We start from the raw sequence: 19,605 nt of genomic DNA on the forward strand, positions 1-19,605 counted from the left end.
GCGCGGCGTCGCTGCTAGGAGCGCGGCATGACTCCGCTCGACCGCATCCGCAATTTCTCCATCATCGCCCATATCGACCATGGCAAGTCGACGCTCGCCGACCGCCTGATCCAGCAGACCGGCGGGCTGACCGCGCGCGAAATGTCCGAGCAGGTGCTCGACAATATGGACATCGAGAAGGAGCGCGGGATCACGATCAAGGCGCAGACCGTGCGCCTCGCGTATAAGGCGAAGGACGGTCTCGATTACGTCCTCAACCTGATGGACACGCCGGGGCACGTCGACTTCGCCTATGAGGTGAGCCGCAGCCTCGCCGCGTGCGAGGGCGCGCTGCTCGTGGTCGATGCGGCGCAGGGCGTCGAGGCGCAGACGCTCGCCAACGTCTATCAGTCAATCGAGCATGATCACGAGATCGTGCCGGTCATCAACAAGATCGATCTGCCCGCCGCCGAGCCCGAGAAGGTCCGCAAGGAAATCGAGGACGTGATCGGCATCGACGCGTCCGGCGCGGTGCTTGCGTCGGCGAAGTCGGGGATCGGGATCGAAGACATCCTCGAGGCGATCGTCACGAAGATCCCGCCGCCCAAGGGCGACCCCGAGGCACCGCTCAAGGCGATGCTGGTCGACAGCTGGTACGATCCGTATCTCGGCGTCGTCATCCTCGTCCGCGTGATCGACGGGGTCCTGAAAAAGGGCCAGCAGATCAAGTTCATGCAGACCGGCACGATGCATCTGGTCGACCGGGTCGGCTGCTTCCGCCCCAAGATCGAGCAGCTGACCGAACTCGGCACGGGCGAGATGGGCTTCATCACCGCGCAGATCAAAGAGGTCGCGCAGACTCGCGTCGGCGACACGATCACCGATGCGAAGCGACCTGCGCTTGAGGCGTTGGCTGGCTTCAAGGAAGTCCAGCCGGTGGTGTTTTGCGGGATGTTCCCGGTCGATGCCGCCGAATTCGAGAAGCTGCGCGAGTCGATCTCCAAACTGCGGCTCAACGATGCGTCCTTCTCGTTCGAGATGGAGACGTCGGCGGCGCTGGGCTTCGGCTTCCGCTGCGGGTTCCTCGGGCTGCTGCACCTGGAGATCATCCAAGAGCGCCTTACGCGCGAGTATGACCTAGACCTGATCACGACGGCGCCGTCGGTGGTGTACGAGATCGAGCTGACGCACCCCGATCCCGCGGGCACGACGCATATCGAGTTGCACAACCCCGCCGACATGCCCGAGCCCAACAAGATCGCGACGATCAGCGAGCCGTGGATCGAAGCGACGATCTACGTCCCCGACGAATATCTCGGCAGCGTGCTCAAGCTGTGCCAGGATCGCCGCGGCATCCAGAAGAACCTTACCTATGTCGGCGGTCGCGCGCAGGCGACCTACGAGCTGCCGCTCAACGAAGTGGTGTTCGATTTCTACGATCGGCTGAAGTCGATGTCGAAGGGCTATGCCAGCTTCGATTATCACCAGATCGGCTATCGCGAGGGTGACCTCGTCAAGATGGGTATCCTCGTCAACGAGGAGCCGGTGGACGCGCTGAGCATGATCGTCCACCGCGGCACTGCCGAAGTGCGTGGTCGCGGCATGGTCGAACGGCTGAAGGACCTGATCCCGCGGCATCTGTTCAAGATCCCGATCCAGGCGGCGATCGGCGGCAAGGTGATCGCGCGCGAGACAATCAGCGCGATGCGCAAGGACGTGACCGCCAAATGCTATGGCGGTGACGCGAGCCGCAAGAAGAAGCTCCTCGAAAAGCAGAAAAAGGGGAAGCTGAAGATGCGCGAGTACGGCTCGGTCAGCATCCCGCAGGAAGCGTTCATCGCCGCGCTTCGCATGGGCGACGACGCGTAGGCGAGGCCGCCAATTTTCCACATTGGGGGGCGGGACGACGCTAACGTTCCGCCGCGAGTTTCGTCCGAGTGCGCGCGGCTAGCTGAAGCCGGGAGTCGCTAGCGCGCGCCGGACCGACGGGCGGGTGGCTGGTTCGCCTGCCACCACTGTGCCGTCATTCATACGTCGCCATGCCAAGTGCGATGTAGCTGATGCACAGGATGATTCGGGACAGCCAGGCGATCTCGCCATGCAGAACGACGGTGGTCGCGATTGCGACGATCCATCCGGCCGTGATCGCCCAGGCCTGCCACGCGAAAGGGAACGGGAAGATGCCGCCGGTCGCACTCGGTTCGAACCAGCCCGAGTGGCGGACGGTCAGCCAAAATCGCATCAACAGGTCCATATGGCGAGGCTAGCATGCCGTCTCGGCCAGTCGCCATCGGCAAAAATATCGCACCGTGTTGCAAAGCTGTGCTTGCCCGGCCGCGCGGTCACCAACTGTCATCATCCTAACACAATCCCCGCCTAACCGCCGGCCTGGGGAGTGAGCGTCGCGAGGCGTCCGCGCGTCGTCCGGGGAGGGCGGGCGAGGGCAAGCCGCGACGTTGTATTTTGGGATGTGCGGCCGGTCGTCAGGGACGGCGCCGCACGATTGGGGAATATCATCTTGAAGATTTCGGTCGTTAAGTCGGCGCTGATGCTCGGCGTCGCGTTTGGTTCGGTTGTGGGTGGCACGGCCGCGTTCGCGCAGGTCGCGGCGGTTCAGGATCAGGCTACGCAGGCAGCCCCCGAGGAAGGCCTTGGCGACATCGTGGTGACCGCCGAGCGTCGCTCCGAGAACCTGCAGAAGGTGCCGCTGTCGGTCGGCGTCGCATCGGGCGATGCACTGCGCGCCTACACCGCCGGTGGTGATGACACGCTGCTCGCGCTGTCGGGCCGTGTCCCGGGCCTGTACGTCGAATCGACGACCGGCCGCATCTTCCCGCGCTTCTACATCCGCGGACTTGGCAACATCGATTTCTACCTCGGTGCGTCGCAGCCGGTCACGATCATTCAGGACGACGTGATCCTCGAGCATGTCGTACTGAAGTCGAACCCGGTCTATGACGTCCGCCAGGTCGAAGTGCTGCGCGGGCCGCAAGGGTCGCTGTTCGGCCGCAACACCACCGCCGGCATCATCAAGTTCGACACCAACAAGCCTACCAACGACTTCGACAGCCGCGCCTCGGCCTCGGTCGGCTCGTACAACAGCGTCAGCCTCGACGCCGGTGTCGGTGGCCCGCTGATCAAGGACCTCCTGGCGATCCGCCTGTCGACTCTGATCCAGCACCGCGCAAACTATATCGACAACGCGTTCGCGGGCACCAGCCAGGACAGCACCGCCACGCCGCGCAAGGACGCGATGGGCGGCTTCGACGATCGCAACGTCCGCCTCCAGCTCGCGCTGACTCCGGGCACCGCCTTCTCGCTCGACCTGTCGGGCCATGCGCGCTGGTATGACGGCACCTCGACGCTGTTCCACCGCGCCGCGCTCAAGTCGGGCTCGAACGACGTCTCCGCCGAGCCGCGCAACACGGTGTCCCTCGACGAAGGCAACGACAACCTGCAGCGCTACACCACTTATGGCGGTTCGGTCCGCGCGACCTACGACTTCGGTCCGGCCGCGCTGACGTCGATCACCGCGTACGAGACGACGTCGGGCTTCAGCCGCGGCGATACCGATGGCGGTGCGGGTGCGAACTTCCCCGTGCGCGGGGTCGCCAACGGCTTCGGCCAGTCGCAGGGCCAGATCCGCGATCTCGATCAGTGGTCGCAGGAAGTGCGGGTCGCCGGCACGCCCGGCGGCCGTTTCAACTGGCAGGTCGGCGGCCTGTATTTCGACAACCGCGACATCACCGACTTCTACCAGCGGACGTTCTTCCTGACGACCGCACAGCGCAACCCGAACAACTGGGTGCGTCTGCACGACGTCAACACGTCGTGGTCGGGCTTCGGGCAGGTCAGCTACGAGCTGGTCGACAAGCTGACGCTCACGCTCGGCGGTCGCATCACCGAGGACAAGAAGCGCACGCAGCTGCTGAAGCCGGTGCAGAACGTCGCCGGTGTCAGCCAGTATCCGGCCAATTTCCGCACCGACGTGACGCTCAAGGCGACCAAGCCGAGCTGGGATGCGAGCCTCCTGTATCAGGCGACCCCGGACGTCAGCGTGTACACGCGCGTCGCGCAAGGCTTCCGCGGACCGACGATCCAGGGGCGTTCGGCGGTTTTCAACTCGGACTTCTCGACCGCGAAGTCCGAGACGATCCTGTCGGGCGAGGCCGGCGTGAAGAGCCGGCTGTTCGACAACACGCTGACGCTGAACGCGACGGTGTTCGCCTACCGCGTCAACGACATCCAGCTCAACGGCAACGACGTCAACGGCAACGGGATCCTGTTCAACGGCAACAAGGCCGATGCGTACGGCATGGAAGCCGAGGCGAACTGGAAGCCGGTGCCCAACCTGACGCTCGGCGCAGGGCTCAGCCTGTTGCACAGCGAAATCCGCGACAAGACGACCGAGGTGCAGGTCTGCGCGCTCAACAATGTCGTCGTCTGCACGCCGTCGCGAACGCCGCGCGCGGTTCCCGGCGCGTTCGGCACGACGTATCTGGTCAAGATCGACGGCGAACCGCTGCCGAACGCGCCCGAATACAATGTCGACCTCACCGCGCGCTACGACCAGCCGCTCGGCAATGGCGGTCGCGCGTTCATCGCGGGCGACTTCAACATCCAAGGCTATACGCAGTTCGTGCTGTACAAGACCAAGGAGTTCACCGCGAACGGCAACTTCGAGGGCGGCCTGAAGATCGGCTATGCAGCACCCGACGATGCGTATGAACTGTCGGTGTTCGCACGCAACATCACGAACGAGAAGAATCTCAAGGGCGTGATCGAGAACTACATGGCGGCGGTGTTCAACGAGCCGCGGATCATCGGCGTGTCGCTGAGTGGCAAGTTCCGCTGATCGGGTAGGGAGGCCATCAATCCTCCCCCGCAAGGGGGAGGTGGCCGGCACTTGCCAGACGGAGGGGGAGGCCATCAATCCTCCCCCGCAAGGGGGAGGTGGCTGGCACTTGCCAGACGGAGGGGGAGGAATGCGATACAGACGTGACGTGTCTGCCTCCGGCGCCACCTCCCGCTGGCGGGTGAGGATAGCTTCGAATCAATAGGCGGGCTGCCCGGTTCGGCGCATCGCGGCACGGCCCGGCCTGTTCTTAACGGTACCGTGACGCATTTGTCAGCAGCGTACGTCTTTCACGCACTGTAGCGGCCTGGAAAAGCAATTTGCCGTTTCCCTTCCGCCGGTTGATATTCGTCCCATGTCGCTCAATCCCGTCTTCTATGATGCCAGTGGCCGTCGGCGTCGGCGCTTCACCTTCGGCGTTGCTGCGTTCGTCATATTGTTGCTGCTGTCGATTGCGGTGTTCGCTGTCTCGATCGGCGCCGTGCCGGCGGCGCCGTTGTTGCCGATCGAGGCCGAGCATCCGGCGTTGCACAAGCTGCCGGCCCCGCGGGGTGGCATTCTTCGCCAGACGCGCCGCGACCTGAACTCTTACGCGAAGCAACTGTTCGGGACGAGCGCGGCGAAGCCCGGCGTCGGCAATGGCGCCAACCCGCAACTCGCGATCGCCTTCCACGCGCCATGGGACGAGGCGAGCACCGCCAGTCTCGCGCGGCATGTCGAGCAACTCGACTGGCTGATCCCCGGCTGGGTCTCGATCACCGGCAAGGATCACCACATCACCGTGTTCCGCGACCAGGCGGGGCGCGACATCCTCAACAAGGCGGTCCACCGCCCGATGATCCTGCCGATGGTGCAGAATGCGGTCGACGGAAACTGGGACGGCGCGGGCAGTGCGGCGTTGTTCGCCGACCCGAAGGCGCGTTCGGCGTTCCTCGACAAGCTCGTCCCGTTCCTCAGCGCGAACCATGCGGGCGGCGTGTTCTACGATTTCGAGGATCTGCCGGTCACCGCGCAGCCCAATTACCGTGCGTTCCTGGCGGAGACGCGCGCGCGGTTCGCGCCGCGCGGCTGGGTGGTGGCGATCGCCGCGCCGGTCGCCAATCCGGACTGGAGCCTGCCGGCCTACGCCAAGGTCACCGACAAGATCTTCCTGATGGCGTATGACGAGCACGAGACGAGCGGCGCCCCCGGGCCGATCGCGTCGCAGCGCTGGTTCGCGCGGATGGTCGCCGACGCAGCGCGCGGTATCCCACCCGCCAAGCTGGTCGTCGCGATCGGCTCCTACGCCTATGACTGGCATGCCGGCGCCGATGCGGGCAAGGGCGACGCGCTCGACGTCGAGGAGGCGTGGCAGAACGCCGCCGATTCGGGCACGATGCCGACCTTCGACAAGGCCAGCGGCAACAGCAGCTTCGCCTATTCGGAAGGCGGCGTGCAGCATCAGGTCTGGCTGCTCGACGCAGCGTCCGCGTACAACCAGATCGCGTTCCTGCAAAAGGCTGGCCTCGGCAGCGTCGCGCTGTGGCGGCTCGGCTCGGAGGATCCCGGGCTCTGGTCGATCTGGGGCCGCGATCACCGCAAATTGCCGGTTCCCGATTCGATCGACGCGATGCCCGCGGGCACCAATGTCGATATCGAGGGCAGCGGCGAGATCCTCAAGATCGCCGCCGAACCCGTCACCGGCATCCGCGACGCGGTCCCGGCGAAGGACGGCACGATCGCCGACGTCAACTTCACGCGGATGCCGTCGCCTTATGTCGTGGTTCGGACCGGCTATCGCCCCAGACAGATCGCGCTGACGTTCGATGACGGCCCCGATCCCGAATGGACGCCGCAGATCCTCGACGTACTCAAGCACGAGCATGCGCCGGCCACCTTCTTCGTGATCGGCGAGAATGCGCTGACGCAGCGCCCCCTGCTCGAACGCATGGTCGCCGAGGGCCACGAGATCGGTAGTCACACCTATACGCACCCCAACCTCGCCAACGTCTCGACACGGCAGGTGAAATACGAACTCAACGCGACGCAGCGGCTGTTCCAGGCGTTCACGGGGCGCTCGCTCCGCCTGTTCCGCGCGCCCTACTTCGGCGATGCCGAGCCAAGCACCGCGGACGAGATCCTGCCCGCGCTCGAAGCGCAGCAGCGCGGCTATATCTCGGTCGGCCTCCACGTCGATCCCGACGACTGGAAGCGGCCGGGCGTGCAGGCGATCATCGACCGCACGATCGCCGGCGTCGAAGCGGGCAACCCGGAGCGCAGCGGCAACGTCATCCTGCTCCACGACGCCGGCGGCAATCGTGCCGAGACCGTCGCCGCGCTGCCGGTGATCATCGAGCGGCTGCGGGCGATGGGCTACAGCTTCGTCCCCGTCTCGACGCTGGCCGGGCTGTCGCGCAACCAGTCGATGCCGGTAATCTCGTCGAGCGACCGAGTCGCGGCGGTCGCCGATCTCGCGCTGTTCAGCACGCTTGGCGGTATCGTCGTCGCGCTGCGCTGGATCTTCGGGATCGCGATCACGATCGGCATCCTCCGCGCGCTGGCGCTCTCCGCGCTCGCGCTGATCCAGGCACGGCGCGAATTGAAGACGGTGTTCCCGGCGATCGATCCGTCGCGGTTCGTCACCGTGATGATCCCGGCGTTCAACGAGGAGCGTGTGATCGTCCGCGCGGTACAGGGCGTGCTCGCGTCGACCGACGTCGCGATCGAGGTGATCGTGATCGACGACGGTTCGAGCGACGGCACCAGCCGCGTGGTATCCGACGCGTTCGCGGGCGACGACCGCGTCCGCCTGTTGACGCTTGAGAATGGCGGCAAGGCACGCGCGCTCAACCGCGGGCTCGAACTCGCGCGCGGCGAGATCGTGATCGCGCTCGACGCCGACACGCAGTTCGAGCCGACGACGATCGCCCGGCTCGCGCGCTGGTTCGTTGATCCCAAGCTTGGTGCAGTCGCGGGCAACGCCAAGGTCGGCAACCGCGTCAACCTGATCACCAAATGGCAGGCGCTCGAATACATCACCGCGCAGAATCTCGAACGTCGCGCGCTGGCCCGCCTCAACGCGATGACGGTCGTTCCGGGGGCGGTCGGCGCGTGGCGGCTCGCGGCGATCCGCAGCGTCGGCGGCTATCCCGACGACACGCTCGCCGAGGACCAGGATCTGACGATCGCGATCCAGCGCCATGGCTGGACGGTGCAATATGACCAGTTCGCGATCGCCTGGACCGAGGCACCCGAGACGATGCGCGCGCTGGCGAAGCAGCGCTTCCGCTGGGCGTTCGGGACGCTGCAATGCCTGTACAAGCATCGCTCGGCGATCGGCCGTTCGCATCCGCGCGGGCTTGGCTGGGTCGGGTTGCCGCAGGCGATCGTCTTCCAGATCCTCCTCGCCGCGATCTCGCCGATCATCGACCTCGCGCTGCTGGTCAGCTTTGCCTCCACCTATGTCGCGGTGCAGGCGCATGGCTGGGAGCAGACCAGCCACGACGTCTACACGATGCTGGCTTACTGGCTGATCTTCACCGCGATCGACCTGCTCGCGGCGACGATCGCCTTCGCTCTCGAGCGCAAGGAACGCTGGCGGTTGCTGTGGCTGCTGATCCCGCAACGGATCGGCTACCGGCAGGTCATGTACTATGTCGTGCTCAAGGCGATCGCACAGGCGTTGCGCGGGCCTTTGGTCGGCTGGGGCAAGCTGGCGCGAACCGGTCGCGTGACTGCGCGTTGACGCGGCGCCGGTCCGACCTTCCCCGCAAGGACAAGAAGCCGAAGCGTCGCCACGTCGACCGTCGACCACCATTTCGCGCGCGCAACATATCAGCGTCGATGGCGTTATGACCGCGGCCCATATATCCCTGGCGATCATGGGCGCTGATCATCGGGGTAAGTGAATGCGGTATTCGATCGTCGCGACAGCGATAGGGGCCAGCCTCGTGGCGAGCGGCGCGCAGGCACAGCGTCCGCCCCTCGTCCTCGCCGCCGCATCGTTGCAGGAATCGTTGACGGCGGCCGCCGACGCATGGGCCAAGCAGGGCCATGTCAAGCCGACGATCTCGTTCGCCGCCTCGTCCGCGCTCGCACGGCAGGTCGAGGCGGGCGCGCCGGCCGACCTGTTCGTCTCGGCCGACGAAGAGTGGATGAACGCACTCGCGAAGAAGAACCTGATCGTCGCCTCGACCCGCGTGACGTTCCTCGGCAACCGCCTGGTCGTGGCAGCGCCGGCGGGGAGCAGGGTACGTATCCCCGTACGACCTCCCGCGGCGCTCGCCCGCGTGTTGACGACCGGACCGCTGGCAATGGCGGATACGGCGGTACCGGCGGGTCGATATGGTCAGGCATCGCTGGAGACGCTCGGCGTCTGGGCGCAGGTCGCGCCGCGCGTGGTGCGTGCCGAGAATGTGCGCGCGACGCTGGCGTTGGTCGAGCGCGGCGCCGCACCGCTTGGGATCGTCTATGCGACCGATGCGAAGGCCTCTGCCAAGGTCCGGATCGCGGGCGTTTTTCCCGAGCGCACCCACCCTGCGATCACCTATCCCGTCGCGCGCCTGAAGACGTCGACCAACCCCGAGGCGGAGGCGTTCCGGCGGTTCCTGGTCTCGCGTGCCGGCAAGGCGATCTTTACCCGCTACGGGTTCTCCGCGCGCTAGATGCTCGACGCGGCCGAATGGGACATCGTTGCGCTGTCACTCAAGGTCGGCGGCGTGGCGATGCTGGTGACGTTGCCGATCGCCTTCGCGCTGGCGTGGCTGCTCGCCCGCGTCCGGTTTCCGGGCAAGGTCATCGTCGACGCGGCGATCCATCTGCCGCTGGTGGTGCCGCCGGTCGTGACCGGATGGCTGTTGTTGCTCGCGTTCGGGCCCAATGGCCCGATCGGCGCGTGGTTGCGCGACTGGTTCGGTGTGACCGTGCTGTTCCGATGGACGGGCGCCGCGATCGCCGCGGGCGTGATGGCGCTGCCGCTGATGGTACGCGCGATGCGGATCTCGATCGAGGCGGTCGACCGGCGGCTCGAAAATGCCGCGCGGACGCTGGGGGCAGGGCCGTGGCGCGTGTTCTGGACGCTGACGCTACCGCTCAGTGTGCCCGGCGTACTGGCCGGTGCCGTGCTCGGTTTCGCGCGGTCGATCGGCGAGTTCGGCGCGACGATCACGTTCGTGTCCAACGTTCCCGGTGAAACGCAGACGCTGCCGCTCGCGATCTACTCGGCGTTGCAACAGCCTGGCGCCGATGCGCTGGTCTGGCGATTGTCGTGCGTGTCCGTCGCGTTGTCGCTGCTCGCCCTGATCGGATCCGAATTGTTGACGCGCCGGGCGGGACGGGGCCTCCATGTCCTTTGAGATCGATATCGACAAACGGCTCGGCGATGCGCACGTCTCGTTGACGCTGCACGCAGGCGAGGGGGCGACCGTGTTGTTCGGCCCCTCGGGTATAGGCAAGTCGAGCGTGCTGAACATGGTCGCCGGACTGCTTCGGCCTGATCGCGGTCGCATCGCGGTCGATGGCGACACGCTGTTCGATGCAGACCGGGCCGGCGGCGTCGATGTCCCCCCCGAACGCCGTCGCGCGGGCTATGTCTTCCAGGAGGCGCGGCTGTTCCCGCATATCCGGGTGCGGGCGAACCTCCTGTACGGGGCGGGCGGCAAGGTCGACGGGTTCGAGCAGGCGATCGGTTTTCTCGGTATCGGCCATCTGCTCGACCGTTGGCCGCGCACGTTATCCGGCGGCGAAGCACAGCGCGTCGCGATCGGTCGCGCACTGCTGAGCCGTCCGCGCTTCCTGTTGCTCGACGAGCCTCTCTCCTCTCTTGATCGCGCGCGTCGCGAAGAAGTCCTGCAAGCGATCGAGCATGTCCGCGATGTGCTCGAACTGCCGATCCTGATGGTCACGCACGACCCGGCGGAAGCCGAGCGGATCGGTACGCGGGTCGTCCGGATGTGAGGCCGGCGTTGTCGCCACGCGGTAGATGTCACGCCGAACTATGATAGGATCCCGCCGGCTCCCATGACGCGCCGGCGCGGCGATGTCGCGGGGTCCGTTGCTTGGAACGGAGCGTGATGATGACGGGCGAACGATATGAACTGGCAATCGAGCGGTACATCGACGCGCCGCTCGAGACGGTGTGGCGGACGATGATCGACCGGTTCGAGGAGTGGTTCTGCCCCAAGCCCTGGCGCGCCGAGGCGCGCATGCTGGAATGGCGCGCGGGCGGACGCAGCCACATCGTGATGCACGGCCCGAACGGCGAGGAGATGCCGAACGAGGGCATCGTGCTGGCGTTCGAGCCTAACCGGCGGTTCGTCGTCACCGATGCGTTTACCGGGGATTGGCAACCCGCCGGACCGATGATGGTAGGGCTGTTCGAGGTCCAACCCGATGGTGATGGCACGCGCTATCACGCCAGCGCGCGACACTGGACGCGCGAGGCGATGGAACAGCATCGTGCGATGGGCTTCGAAGAGGGCTGGGGTGCCGCGGCGGACCAATTGAAGGCGTTGGCCGAACAGGATTGAGACGCGGCCGGACGCGACCGGTCGTCGCGATGATGACGGGCGATTCTGGCCGTTGTGCCGTCTCGCTGCGGGCTCTGCGGCGATCATGCTCGAGATCGACGCAGAGTCCGCGGCCGTCATTTTGCCGCGTCGAACACGAATGCGGCACCGACGAAGTCGCCTTTCAGCGGCGCGCGAAGGCCGCGCTCCATCCAATATGCACCGCTCGCGCGCGCAGGAACGCCCTCGGGCAGCACGCCACCGCCGAGGATCGACACGCGGTAGGTGACGCTCGGATCGAGACCCTGCGGATGGTTCGGCGCGGGATTGTCGCGCCACATCGACGAGTGCAGCATCTGGAACATCACGCCCTGGCGGCGGTCCTGCGCGACGTACATCGTCGCCGACGTCGCATTGTCGGTCGAGGGCGGATCGATGCGATAGAGCTGGCCGCGCTGCACCGTCTGCCGGATCGTCTTGTACGCGGCGACCCATTTCGTCGCGGTCGCGAAATCCTCCTGCTGCCACTTGTCCAGGTTCGCACCGATGCCGAGACCGCCCTGCATCGACGAGAGGAAGCGGTAATCGAGCGACGTCGCCCGCGTATTCGCCCAATTGGGGCTGTCCGTCACCCACGCCATCATCACCGATGTCGGATAGGCCTGCGTGAAGCCGTCCTGGATCATCAACCGGTCGGCGGGGTCGGTATTGTCCGACGGCCACACTTCGTCGGTCAGTCCCAGGATGCCGAGATCGACGCGGCCGCCGCCCCCCGAACAGCCCTCGATCTCGAGCTTGGGGTGGCGTCGCCGCAGCTCGGTCAGGATGTGATAGAGGTTGCGGACATAGTCGACATAGACGCGCTGCTGATCCTGCACCGGCATGGCGGGCCAGCCAGCCTCGGTCCAGTTGCGATTATAGTCCCATTTCAGGAACGCGATGTCGTTCTCGCTGACGAGCGTGTCGAGCACGCCGAGCAGATGGTCGCGGACATCCTTCCGCGCGAGGTTGAGCACCAGCTGGTTGCGTCCCTCGGTCCGCGGCCGGCCGGTGTAGTTCAGCACCCAGTCGGGATGCGCGCGGTACAGGTCGCTGTCGACGTTGACCATCTCGGGCTCGACCCAAAGGCCGAAATCCATTCCGAGCGTATGGACCTTGTCGATCAGCGGCTTCATTCCGTTCGGAAACTTCGTCCGGTTGACCGTCCAGTCGCCAAGCCCGGCCTTGTCGCTGTTGCGCGCGCCGAACCAGCCATCGTCGACCACGAACCGCTCGACGCCGATCTTCGCGGCCTTCTCGGCAAGCGCTTCCTGCCCCGCCTCGGTCACGTCGAACGCGGTCGCTTCCCAACTGTTGTACAGCACGGGGCGGAGCTTCGCCTTGACGCCGCCGGGCATGATGTGCGCGACCTCGAACCTGTGGAATATCCGCGAGGCACCACCCATGCCGGCATCCGAATAGCCGGCATAGAAGATCGGCGTGTCGAGCGTCTCGCCAGGCTTTAGCGACCACGAGAAGTCGTAGGGATTATACCCGCCCATCACGCGGATACGGCCGAGATTGTCCTGGCCGACGCTGATCCGGAACGACCCCGACCAGGCGAGCGCGCCGAACCAGACCGGGCCGTGCGCTTCGCTGGTGGCCCCCTGCTTGCCGATCGCGAAATAGGGATTGTTGCCGTGACCGGTCGATCCGCGCCGGCTTTCCAGCACGGTCAGCGCCGGCGTGATCGCGACGTCCTTCTTCTGCCACTCCGCGGCATGGCGGCCGGTCAGGTAATGCAGCCGATAATCGTCGCCGACCGGCAGCGTGAAGACCGCCGACGCGATCTGGTCGACGCGCACCGGGCGGCTGTCGCCGTTACGCACCGATGCCGACCGCGCGAGCACGCCCGTCTCGGGATCGATCGTGTAGCGCAGCGTGACGCTGAGCGGACGCCGGATGTCCGCGAGTTCGATGATCAGCGTCTCGCCCTGCACCGAATGCGAGCGATATTTGAGGACCAGGTCGCGGTTGCCGTCGGCGAAGATCGTCTTGATCCCCGGATCGTTGACCAGGCCTTCGCCCTGGCCCGGATATTCCTGCAGCGTGACGGAGCCCGCGGGATCGAACCCGGACAATTCGCCCGGCGCTTTGACCAGCACCGGGTCGCCGGTCTTGACCGGATCGGTCGAGACAAGCGGGTCGCCGGCCGCAAGCGAGGCACCCCAGTATAGCGGCTGGAGATAGCCCTTGTCGTCGACGCCCATCGCATAGGTGACGCCGGCGCCGTCGAGCCGGAAGATCCTGGCACCCGGCGGGGCGGACACTTTCGCCTGCGCCGCGGTGGTGAAGGCGGTGGTCGCGAACACCGCCGTCATGATCCCCGACGCGACGACCGATCCCGAGTTCCGCATGCCCTGTCCCCCCTGTGTCGCATAGGTCCGATACGGCCCTGCAAACGATTGAGGTCGTGGTATGATAAATCCCGACGGGATGGCAAGCGCGTTGCGCATGCCGTCTGTTTTGTGCGCTCGACACGCGCTGCGATTGCCAAACCGGGTGGCGCCCGATATGTCCGAGTAATAAGGAGTTGCCGCTATGACCGATGCGCAGACACGCGAACGCCCGACCGATACAGCCGGGTTTTTCTCCATTGATTCGACTACTGGCCAGCCTGTCGGCGACGCCTTTGCGGTCCACGATGTGGCCGCCGTCGCGGCGGCGTGCGCCGCGGCCGAGGCGGCGTTCGACGCATATCGCGCGACCGACAACGACGCGCGCGCCGCGTTCCTCGAACGGATCGGCGACGAGATCGTGGCGATCGGTGACGTGCTGATCGAGACTGCGATGCGTGAGAGCGGCTTGCCGCGCGCGCGTCTGGAGGGCGAGCGCGGTCGGACCGTCGGCCAGCTGAAACTGTTCGCGGGCGTCGTCCGGCGCGGGGGATGGATGGGCGTGCGGATCGATCCGGCCCTGCCGGATCGCGCGCCGCTGCCGCGTCCCGATCTGCGACTGCGGATGATTCCGCTGGGCCCGGTCGCGGTATTCGGCGCGAGCAACTTCCCGCTCGCCTTCTCAACCGCAGGTGGCGACACCGCCTCCGCGCTCGCGGCAGGCTGCCCGGTCGTGGTCAAGGGCCACCCCGCGCATCCGGCGACGGGCGCGCTGGTTGCCGACGCGATCCGCAAGGCGGTCGTCGCGTGCGGCATGCCCGATGGTGTGTTCGGGCATCTGGTCGGGCCGGGCAATGATCTCGGTGCCGCGCTGGTGCAGGATCCGCGGATCGCCGCGGTGGGCTTCACCGGGTCGCGCAGCGGTGGCCTAGCGCTGGTGAAACTGGCGCAGGCGCGCGCGGTGCCGATCCCGGTCTATGCCGAGATGTCGAGCATCAACCCCGTGCTGCTGCTGCCTGAGGCGCTCGCGGCCCGCGCGGACGCATTGGGAACCGCGTTCGTCGGATCACTGACGATGGGGGCGGGACAGTTCTGCACGAATCCCGGGCTAGTGCTCGCGATCGATGGCGCAGACCTCGACGTCTTCGTTGTCGCCGCAGCCAAGGCGATGGCGGAGGCTGGCGCGGCAACGATGCTCACCGGTGGCATCCACGCCGCCTATGAGAAGGGTGTCGCCGCGCTGTCGGGCCACGGCGCGGTGAAGACCGTCGCGCAGGGCAAGGTCGGCGAGGGCATCGCGCAGGGGCAGGCTGCGCTGTTCGAGACGACCGCTTCGCAGTTCCTCGCCGATACGGCGCTGGGGCATGAGGTGTTCGGCGCTTCGTCGCTGCTCGTGCGCTGCCGTGACGAGGCCGAGATGCGTGCCGTGCTGATCGCCGCCGAGGGGCAGTTGACCGCGACCCTTCAGATGGACATGGGCGACACCGATCTGGCCGCGCGGCTGATCCCGGTGCTGGAGCGGAAAGCTGGGCGGATCCTCGCCAATGGCTGGCCGACCGGTGTCGAGGTGGCGCATGCAATGGTGCACGGCGGGCCGTTCCCGGCGACGTCGGACGGGCGCACGACGTCGGTCGGCAGTCTGGCGATCGATCGCTTCTTGCGCCCCGTATCCTACCAGAATCTGAGTGCGGCCTTGCTGCCTGCGGTGCTGCGGGACGACACCGACGCGCCGCGCCTGATCGACGGTGTTCCCGCCTGACCCTGAGACTGCGACGGCGCACCGTAACAACGGCGCCGTTCGAACGGAGAGAGAGTATGACTTTGCGCATTTTGCAGCACCGCGCAGCCGACGGCACGCGATCGGTGATCGCGGCGACCGCCGATGCGGCGCACTTCGTGACCGGCGTGGACAGCGTTCGTGCGCTTGCCGCACGCGCGATAGGAGCCGGGACCGACCTGGCCGGCGCCATCGACTCCTGCGGCTTGGGGACCACGGTCGATATCGCCGCGGAACTCGCTGCAGGTCGACTGGTGTCGCCGATCGATCATGACGACGCCGCGCACCTGATCATGACGGGCACAGGCCTGACGCATCTCGGATCGGCGGAGGGACGCGACAAAATGCACCGCGATGCCACCGCGGCTGAGAGACAGACCGACTCGATGCGGATGTTCCTGGAGGGGGTCGAAGGCGGCAAGCCGCGCGCCGGCGAGACCGGGCAGCAGCCCGAATGGTTCTACAAGGGCGACGGATCGGGCCTGGTTGCCCCTGGCTCGCCGTTGACCATGCCCGCGTTCGCGAAAGACGGCGGCGAGGAGCCTGAGTTGGCCGGCATCTATGTGATCGGTCCGGACGGTACGCCGTTCCGGCTCGGGCTGTGCCTTGCCAACGAATTTAGCGATCACGTCACCGAGCGCCACAACTACCTGTGGCTGGCGCATTCGAAGCTGCGTGAGGCCGCGCTCGGTCCCGAGCTGCTCGTCGGCACGCCGCCCGATCATGTCGAGGGCACAAGCCGGATCCTCCGCGACGGCGAAACGCTCTGGGAAAAACCGTTCTTGTCGGGTGAAGCGAACATGTCGCACACGCTCGCCAATCTCGAGGCGCATCATTTCAAATACGCGCTGTTCCGCAGACCGGGTGACGTCCACGTCCACTTCTTCGGCACCGCGACGTTGTCGTTTGCCGACGGCGTGACGACACGCGAGGGCGATGTGTTCGAAATCGAAGCCGCGCCGTTTACGCTGCCGTTGCGCAATCCGCTGGCCAAGGCCGCCGCCACTACTGTCGCCGTACGGAGCCTGTGAATATGGACGTCATCAAGGTCGGCATCGTCGGCATGGGCAAGATCGCGCGCGACCAGCATCTGCCCGCGATCCACGGCAACCCCGACTTCACCTTCGCCGCGACCGTCAGCCCGAACGATCCCGGCGTCGCGGGTATCGCGCACTACAAGACGCTTGACGCGCTGCTCGCCGATGGGCCGGTCGTCGATGCGGTCGCGCTCTGCACCCCGCCGCAAGTGCGCTACGATCTAGCCGTCGCGGCGCTCGCACGGGGGCTGCACGTCTTCCTCGAAAAGCCGCCCGGCGCGACACTCGCCGAGGTGGCCGCGCTCGAAGAGGCGGCCGCGAAGACCGGGGCGACGCTGTTCGCCGGTTGGCATTCGCGGTTCGCGGCGGGTGTCGCGCCTGCCAAGGCGTGGCTCGCAGACAAGCGGATCGTGCGCGTCTCGATCGTATGGCGCGAGGATGTCCGCGTCTGGCATCCGGGACAGGCGTGGATATGGGAGCCGGGTGGTCTTGGCGTGTTCGATCCGGGAATCAACGCGCTGTCGATCGCGACCGAAATTTTGCCCAATGCGTTTTTCCTGTCGTCCGCCACGCTGTCGACGCCTGCCAATCGGGCCGCGCCGATCGCCGCCGACCTGGCGTTCCGCGACACGACCGGGGCACCGATTTCGATGGACCTCGACTGGCGCCAGACCGGCCCGCAAAGCTGGGACGTGGTCGTCGAAACCGACGCTGGCACGCTCAGCTTGGCCAAGGGCGGCGCGGTGCTGACGCTGCCGGACGGCGTTCAGCACGCCGACGACGACGAATATCCGGGGTTGTACGCGCGGTTCGCGACGCTGATTCACGAGCGTCGTAGCGAAGTCGACACGCGTCCGCTCCAGTTGGTTGCCGACGCCTATCTGCGGGCGCGACGCGAGACCGTCGAAGCGTTCGACGATTGAGGCGCGGGCGGCGTCTCACGACGAAGGAGAATAGGATGCGGAACGGTCGACCGGCGAAGCGCCTCGCGCTGTTGGCTCTGGCGCTGGCGGGGCTGGGCACACCGCTCGCCGCCGCGGGCCTCGACGTCCAGCGAATCGCGCACGCGCGCTTCGGCAACGATGCGCCCTGGTATGTCGACCGCATCCCGTTCTTCGAGTCCGCCGATCCGCAGATCGATGCAGTCTATTACTACCGCTGGGCACTGTTCCGTGCGCATCAGCGCGATCTGGGCGCCGATGGCTATATCTCGACTGAATTTCTCGACGACGTCAGCTGGCAGCTCGAGCCCTATGCCAGCCTGAACGACGCAACCGGCTTCCACCTTGGCGAGGGGCGTTGGCTGCGCGACCGGCGGTACGCGGACGATTATATCGCGTTCATGTATGCACGCGGCAACGACCGCCACTTCACCGATTACATGGCGGACGCGGTCTATGGCCGGTTCCTGGCCGATGGCGACCGCATAGGCGCGACCCGCTATCTGGCGGCGATGCGGCGATTATATCGCGCGTGGGACGATCATTATGATGCGACCAAGGGGCTCTACTGGGTCGAGCCGCTACTCGACGCGACCGAATACACGATCTCGTCGATCGACGCGTCGGGCGGCAAGGACGGCTTCCGCGGCGGGGATTCGTTCCGCCCTTCGATCAACGCCTATATGTACGCCAACGCCCGCGCGATCGCCGCGCTGTCGCGGATGGTCGGCGACACACAGGGCGCCGCCGATTTTGCGGCGCGTGCCGACGCCATCAAGGCGCGTGTCCAGCGGGACCTGTGGAGCCCGACGCTCGGTCATTTCATCGATCGGTACAAGGTCAACAACGAGTATGTGAAATACTGGCAGCCGATCCGCGGACGCGAGCTGGTCGGCTATCTTCCTTGGACCTTCGACCTGCCAGATGACGGCGCGCGCTATGCGGGGGCGTGGGCCCATATGATCAAGCCCGACGAATTGCGAGGCCCGGCGGGTCTGCGCACGGTCGAGCCGTCCTACCAGTATTATATGCGGCAATATCGGTACGAAGGCACGCAGGAAGAGTGCCAGTGGAACGGCCCGATCTGGCCGTTCCAGACCACGCAGGTGCTCACCGGCATGGCTAATCTGCTCGATCACTACCGGCAATCGGTGGTGACGCGGAGCGATTACATGCGGCTGCTGCGGCAATATGTTGCGCTGCACTACCAGGGTGATCGGCTTGATCTGGAAGAGGATTATCACCCCGACACTGGGCGCCCGATCGTCGGCCTTGCGCGCAGCCACCATTATTTTCACTCGGGGTTCGCCGATCTGATCCTGACCGGGCTTGTCGGGATCCGCCCGCGCATGGACGACGTGCTGGAGGTCAATCCGCTGCTGCCCGCCGCCGGCGATCCACAGGCGCTCGCCTGGTTCCGTATCCAGGACGTGCCGTACCACGGACACAGCGTCGCGGTGACGTGGGATGTCGATGGCCGGCATTATCGCGGCGGGGCCGGGTTGACGATCGAGGTCGATGGCCGCCGCGTCGCGCACCGCGACGATCTGGGACGGCTGAGCGTGCCGGTGACCCGTGTGCGCGCACCCATCATCGATCGCCCGATCGACCAAGCGGTGCAACTCGTCCGCAAGGGCTATCCCAAGGGGAGCGCGTCGAGCAACACGGACCCCGAAGCCGTTCACGATGCCATCGACGGCCGTCTCTGGTTTTTCCCCGAACTGCCCAATGGCTGGTCGTCCGCACCATCGCCGGCGACGCAATGGTACGCGGTCGATTTTGGCAAGCCGGTAGCCGTATCACGCGCCGAACTCGCCTTCTTCGCCGACGCCAAGACCTTCAGCGCGCCCAGTGCCTATCGGCTCCAGGCCTGGATCGGTGAGGGATGGCGCGATATCGACGCGGTCTCGGATCGCCCGATCGGCAACGGCATCACCCGTGCGCGGTGGAAGGGCATGACGACCAGCAAAGTCCGGCTCCTGATCCGGCAGCCGAGCGGCAAACGTACGCGATTGGCCGAAATCAAGATCTTCTGAGCGGTCGTCCCGAACGCTGCCGGGCGGACCAGGTCGCGGACGACCATACGCCAGCGTTCCCCGGGCGTCATGCCGCCGGATCTGGGGGGCGGATCGGCCGACGACCCGTCCCCCGTGGCT

At 66.3% G+C, this 19,605-nt stretch carries 13 protein-coding genes; 11 read left to right on the top strand and 2 right to left on the bottom strand.

The annotated features are described in order from the left end of the window. Nucleotides 1–27 precede the first annotated feature (27 nt). Nucleotides 28–1,848, top strand: a complete 1,821-nt coding sequence (gene lepA, locus ASE88_RS15115) for a translation elongation factor 4 (protein WP_055877500.1) — start codon at nt 28–30, stop codon at nt 1,846–1,848. Nucleotides 1,849–2,002: 154 nt separating this feature from the next. On the opposite strand, the gene ASE88_RS15120 is transcribed toward lepA, so the two are convergent. Further along, the gene (locus tag ASE88_RS15120; protein WP_156357038.1) at nt 2,003–2,224 is read right to left on the bottom strand and encodes a hypothetical protein; all 222 of its coding nucleotides are present in this window, start codon (nt 2,222–2,224) and stop codon (nt 2,003–2,005) included. A 303-nt stretch (nt 2,225–2,527) separates the two neighbouring features. On the opposite strand from ASE88_RS15120, the gene ASE88_RS15125 reads away from it, so the two are divergent. From ASE88_RS15125 to ASE88_RS15150, 6 genes are all read left to right on the top strand, one after another. Next, the gene (locus tag ASE88_RS15125; protein WP_082466597.1) at nt 2,528–4,834 is read left to right on the top strand and encodes a TonB-dependent receptor; all 2,307 of its coding nucleotides are present in this window, start codon (nt 2,528–2,530) and stop codon (nt 4,832–4,834) included. 355 nt (nt 4,835–5,189) lie between these two features. Beyond that, nucleotides 5,190–8,558 (top strand): polysaccharide deacetylase family protein, encoded by a 3,369-nt coding sequence (locus tag ASE88_RS15130; RefSeq protein ID WP_056479047.1) that lies wholly within the window; start codon nt 5,190–5,192, stop codon nt 8,556–8,558. 163 nt (nt 8,559–8,721) lie between these two features. Then, entirely contained in the window at nt 8,722–9,477 is a 756-nt protein-coding gene (gene modA, locus ASE88_RS15135; RefSeq protein WP_056479050.1) for a molybdate ABC transporter substrate-binding protein, read from the top strand. Then, nucleotides 9,478–10,167 carry a molybdate ABC transporter permease subunit gene (gene modB, locus ASE88_RS15140; protein ID WP_055877486.1) on the top strand — a complete coding sequence of 230 codons (690 nt, stop codon included), beginning with the start codon at nt 9,478–9,480 and terminating at the stop codon, nt 10,165–10,167. Beyond that, nucleotides 10,157–10,768, top strand: a complete 612-nt coding sequence (locus tag ASE88_RS15145; protein WP_056479053.1) for an ATP-binding cassette domain-containing protein — start codon at nt 10,157–10,159, stop codon at nt 10,766–10,768. The genes modB and ASE88_RS15145 overlap by 11 nt, the downstream gene beginning before the upstream one ends. A gap of 119 nt (nt 10,769–10,887) precedes the next feature. Beyond that, the gene (locus ASE88_RS15150; RefSeq protein WP_056479676.1) at nt 10,888–11,340 is read left to right on the top strand and encodes an SRPBCC domain-containing protein; all 453 of its coding nucleotides are present in this window, start codon (nt 10,888–10,890) and stop codon (nt 11,338–11,340) included. Between the two features lie 116 nt (nt 11,341–11,456). On the opposite strand, the gene ASE88_RS15155 is transcribed toward ASE88_RS15150, so the two are convergent. Continuing rightward, nucleotides 11,457–13,715 carry an alpha-galactosidase gene (locus tag ASE88_RS15155; RefSeq protein ID WP_235527959.1) on the bottom strand — a complete coding sequence of 753 codons (2,259 nt, stop codon included), beginning with the start codon at nt 13,713–13,715 and terminating at the stop codon, nt 11,457–11,459. 184 nt (nt 13,716–13,899) lie between these two features. Here ASE88_RS15155 and ASE88_RS15160 point away from each other — a divergent pair, with 184 nt between their 5' ends. The 4 genes from ASE88_RS15160 to ASE88_RS15175 are packed head-to-tail and all read left to right on the top strand — an operon-like array spanning nt 13,900 to nt 19,485. After that, entirely contained in the window at nt 13,900–15,453 is a 1,554-nt protein-coding gene (locus ASE88_RS15160; protein WP_056479056.1) for an aldehyde dehydrogenase (NADP(+)), read from the top strand. Nucleotides 15,454–15,509: 56 nt separating this feature from the next. Further along, on the top strand, nt 15,510–16,502 hold the full coding sequence (gene araD1, locus ASE88_RS15165) for an AraD1 family protein (RefSeq protein ID WP_056479059.1): 993 nt from the start codon (nt 15,510–15,512) through the stop codon (nt 16,500–16,502). A gap of 2 nt (nt 16,503–16,504) precedes the next feature. Continuing rightward, on the top strand, nt 16,505–17,431 hold the full coding sequence (locus tag ASE88_RS15170; protein WP_056479062.1) for a Gfo/Idh/MocA family protein: 927 nt from the start codon (nt 16,505–16,507) through the stop codon (nt 17,429–17,431). A gap of 35 nt (nt 17,432–17,466) precedes the next feature. After that, complete coding sequence (locus ASE88_RS15175; protein ID WP_056479065.1) at nt 17,467–19,485, top strand: MGH1-like glycoside hydrolase domain-containing protein; 2,019 nt, start codon at nt 17,467–17,469, stop codon at nt 19,483–19,485. The last annotated feature ends 120 nt before the right edge of the window (nt 19,486–19,605 follow it).

The organism is Sphingomonas sp. Leaf38, assembly GCF_001421825.1.
Taxonomy (GTDB): Bacteria; Pseudomonadota; Alphaproteobacteria; order Sphingomonadales; family Sphingomonadaceae; genus Sphingomonas.

What these genes read in the sequence shown, in the direction of transcription:
- ASE88_RS15145 (WP_056479053.1), top strand. Translation starts at nt 10,157, where the DNA reads ATGTCCTTTGAGATCGATATCGACAAACGGCTCGGCGATGCGCACGTC.
- ASE88_RS15155 (WP_235527959.1), bottom strand. Translation starts at nt 13,715, where the DNA reads ATGCGGAACTCGGGATCGGTCGTCGCGTCGGGGATCATGACGGCGGTG.
- ASE88_RS15130 (WP_056479047.1), top strand. Translation starts at nt 5,190, where the DNA reads ATGTCGCTCAATCCCGTCTTCTATGATGCCAGTGGCCGTCGGCGTCGG.
- ASE88_RS15160 (WP_056479056.1), top strand. Translation starts at nt 13,900, where the DNA reads ATGACCGATGCGCAGACACGCGAACGCCCGACCGATACAGCCGGGTTT.
- lepA (WP_055877500.1), top strand. Translation starts at nt 28, where the DNA reads ATGACTCCGCTCGACCGCATCCGCAATTTCTCCATCATCGCCCATATC.
- ASE88_RS15125 (WP_082466597.1), top strand. Translation starts at nt 2,528, where the DNA reads ATGCTCGGCGTCGCGTTTGGTTCGGTTGTGGGTGGCACGGCCGCGTTC.
- araD1 (WP_056479059.1), top strand. Translation starts at nt 15,510, where the DNA reads ATGACTTTGCGCATTTTGCAGCACCGCGCAGCCGACGGCACGCGATCG.
- ASE88_RS15170 (WP_056479062.1), top strand. Translation starts at nt 16,505, where the DNA reads ATGGACGTCATCAAGGTCGGCATCGTCGGCATGGGCAAGATCGCGCGC.
- modB (WP_055877486.1), top strand. Translation starts at nt 9,478, where the DNA reads ATGCTCGACGCGGCCGAATGGGACATCGTTGCGCTGTCACTCAAGGTC.
- ASE88_RS15150 (WP_056479676.1), top strand. Translation starts at nt 10,888, where the DNA reads ATGACGGGCGAACGATATGAACTGGCAATCGAGCGGTACATCGACGCG.
- ASE88_RS15175 (WP_056479065.1), top strand. Translation starts at nt 17,467, where the DNA reads ATGCGGAACGGTCGACCGGCGAAGCGCCTCGCGCTGTTGGCTCTGGCG.
- modA (WP_056479050.1), top strand. Translation starts at nt 8,722, where the DNA reads ATGCGGTATTCGATCGTCGCGACAGCGATAGGGGCCAGCCTCGTGGCG.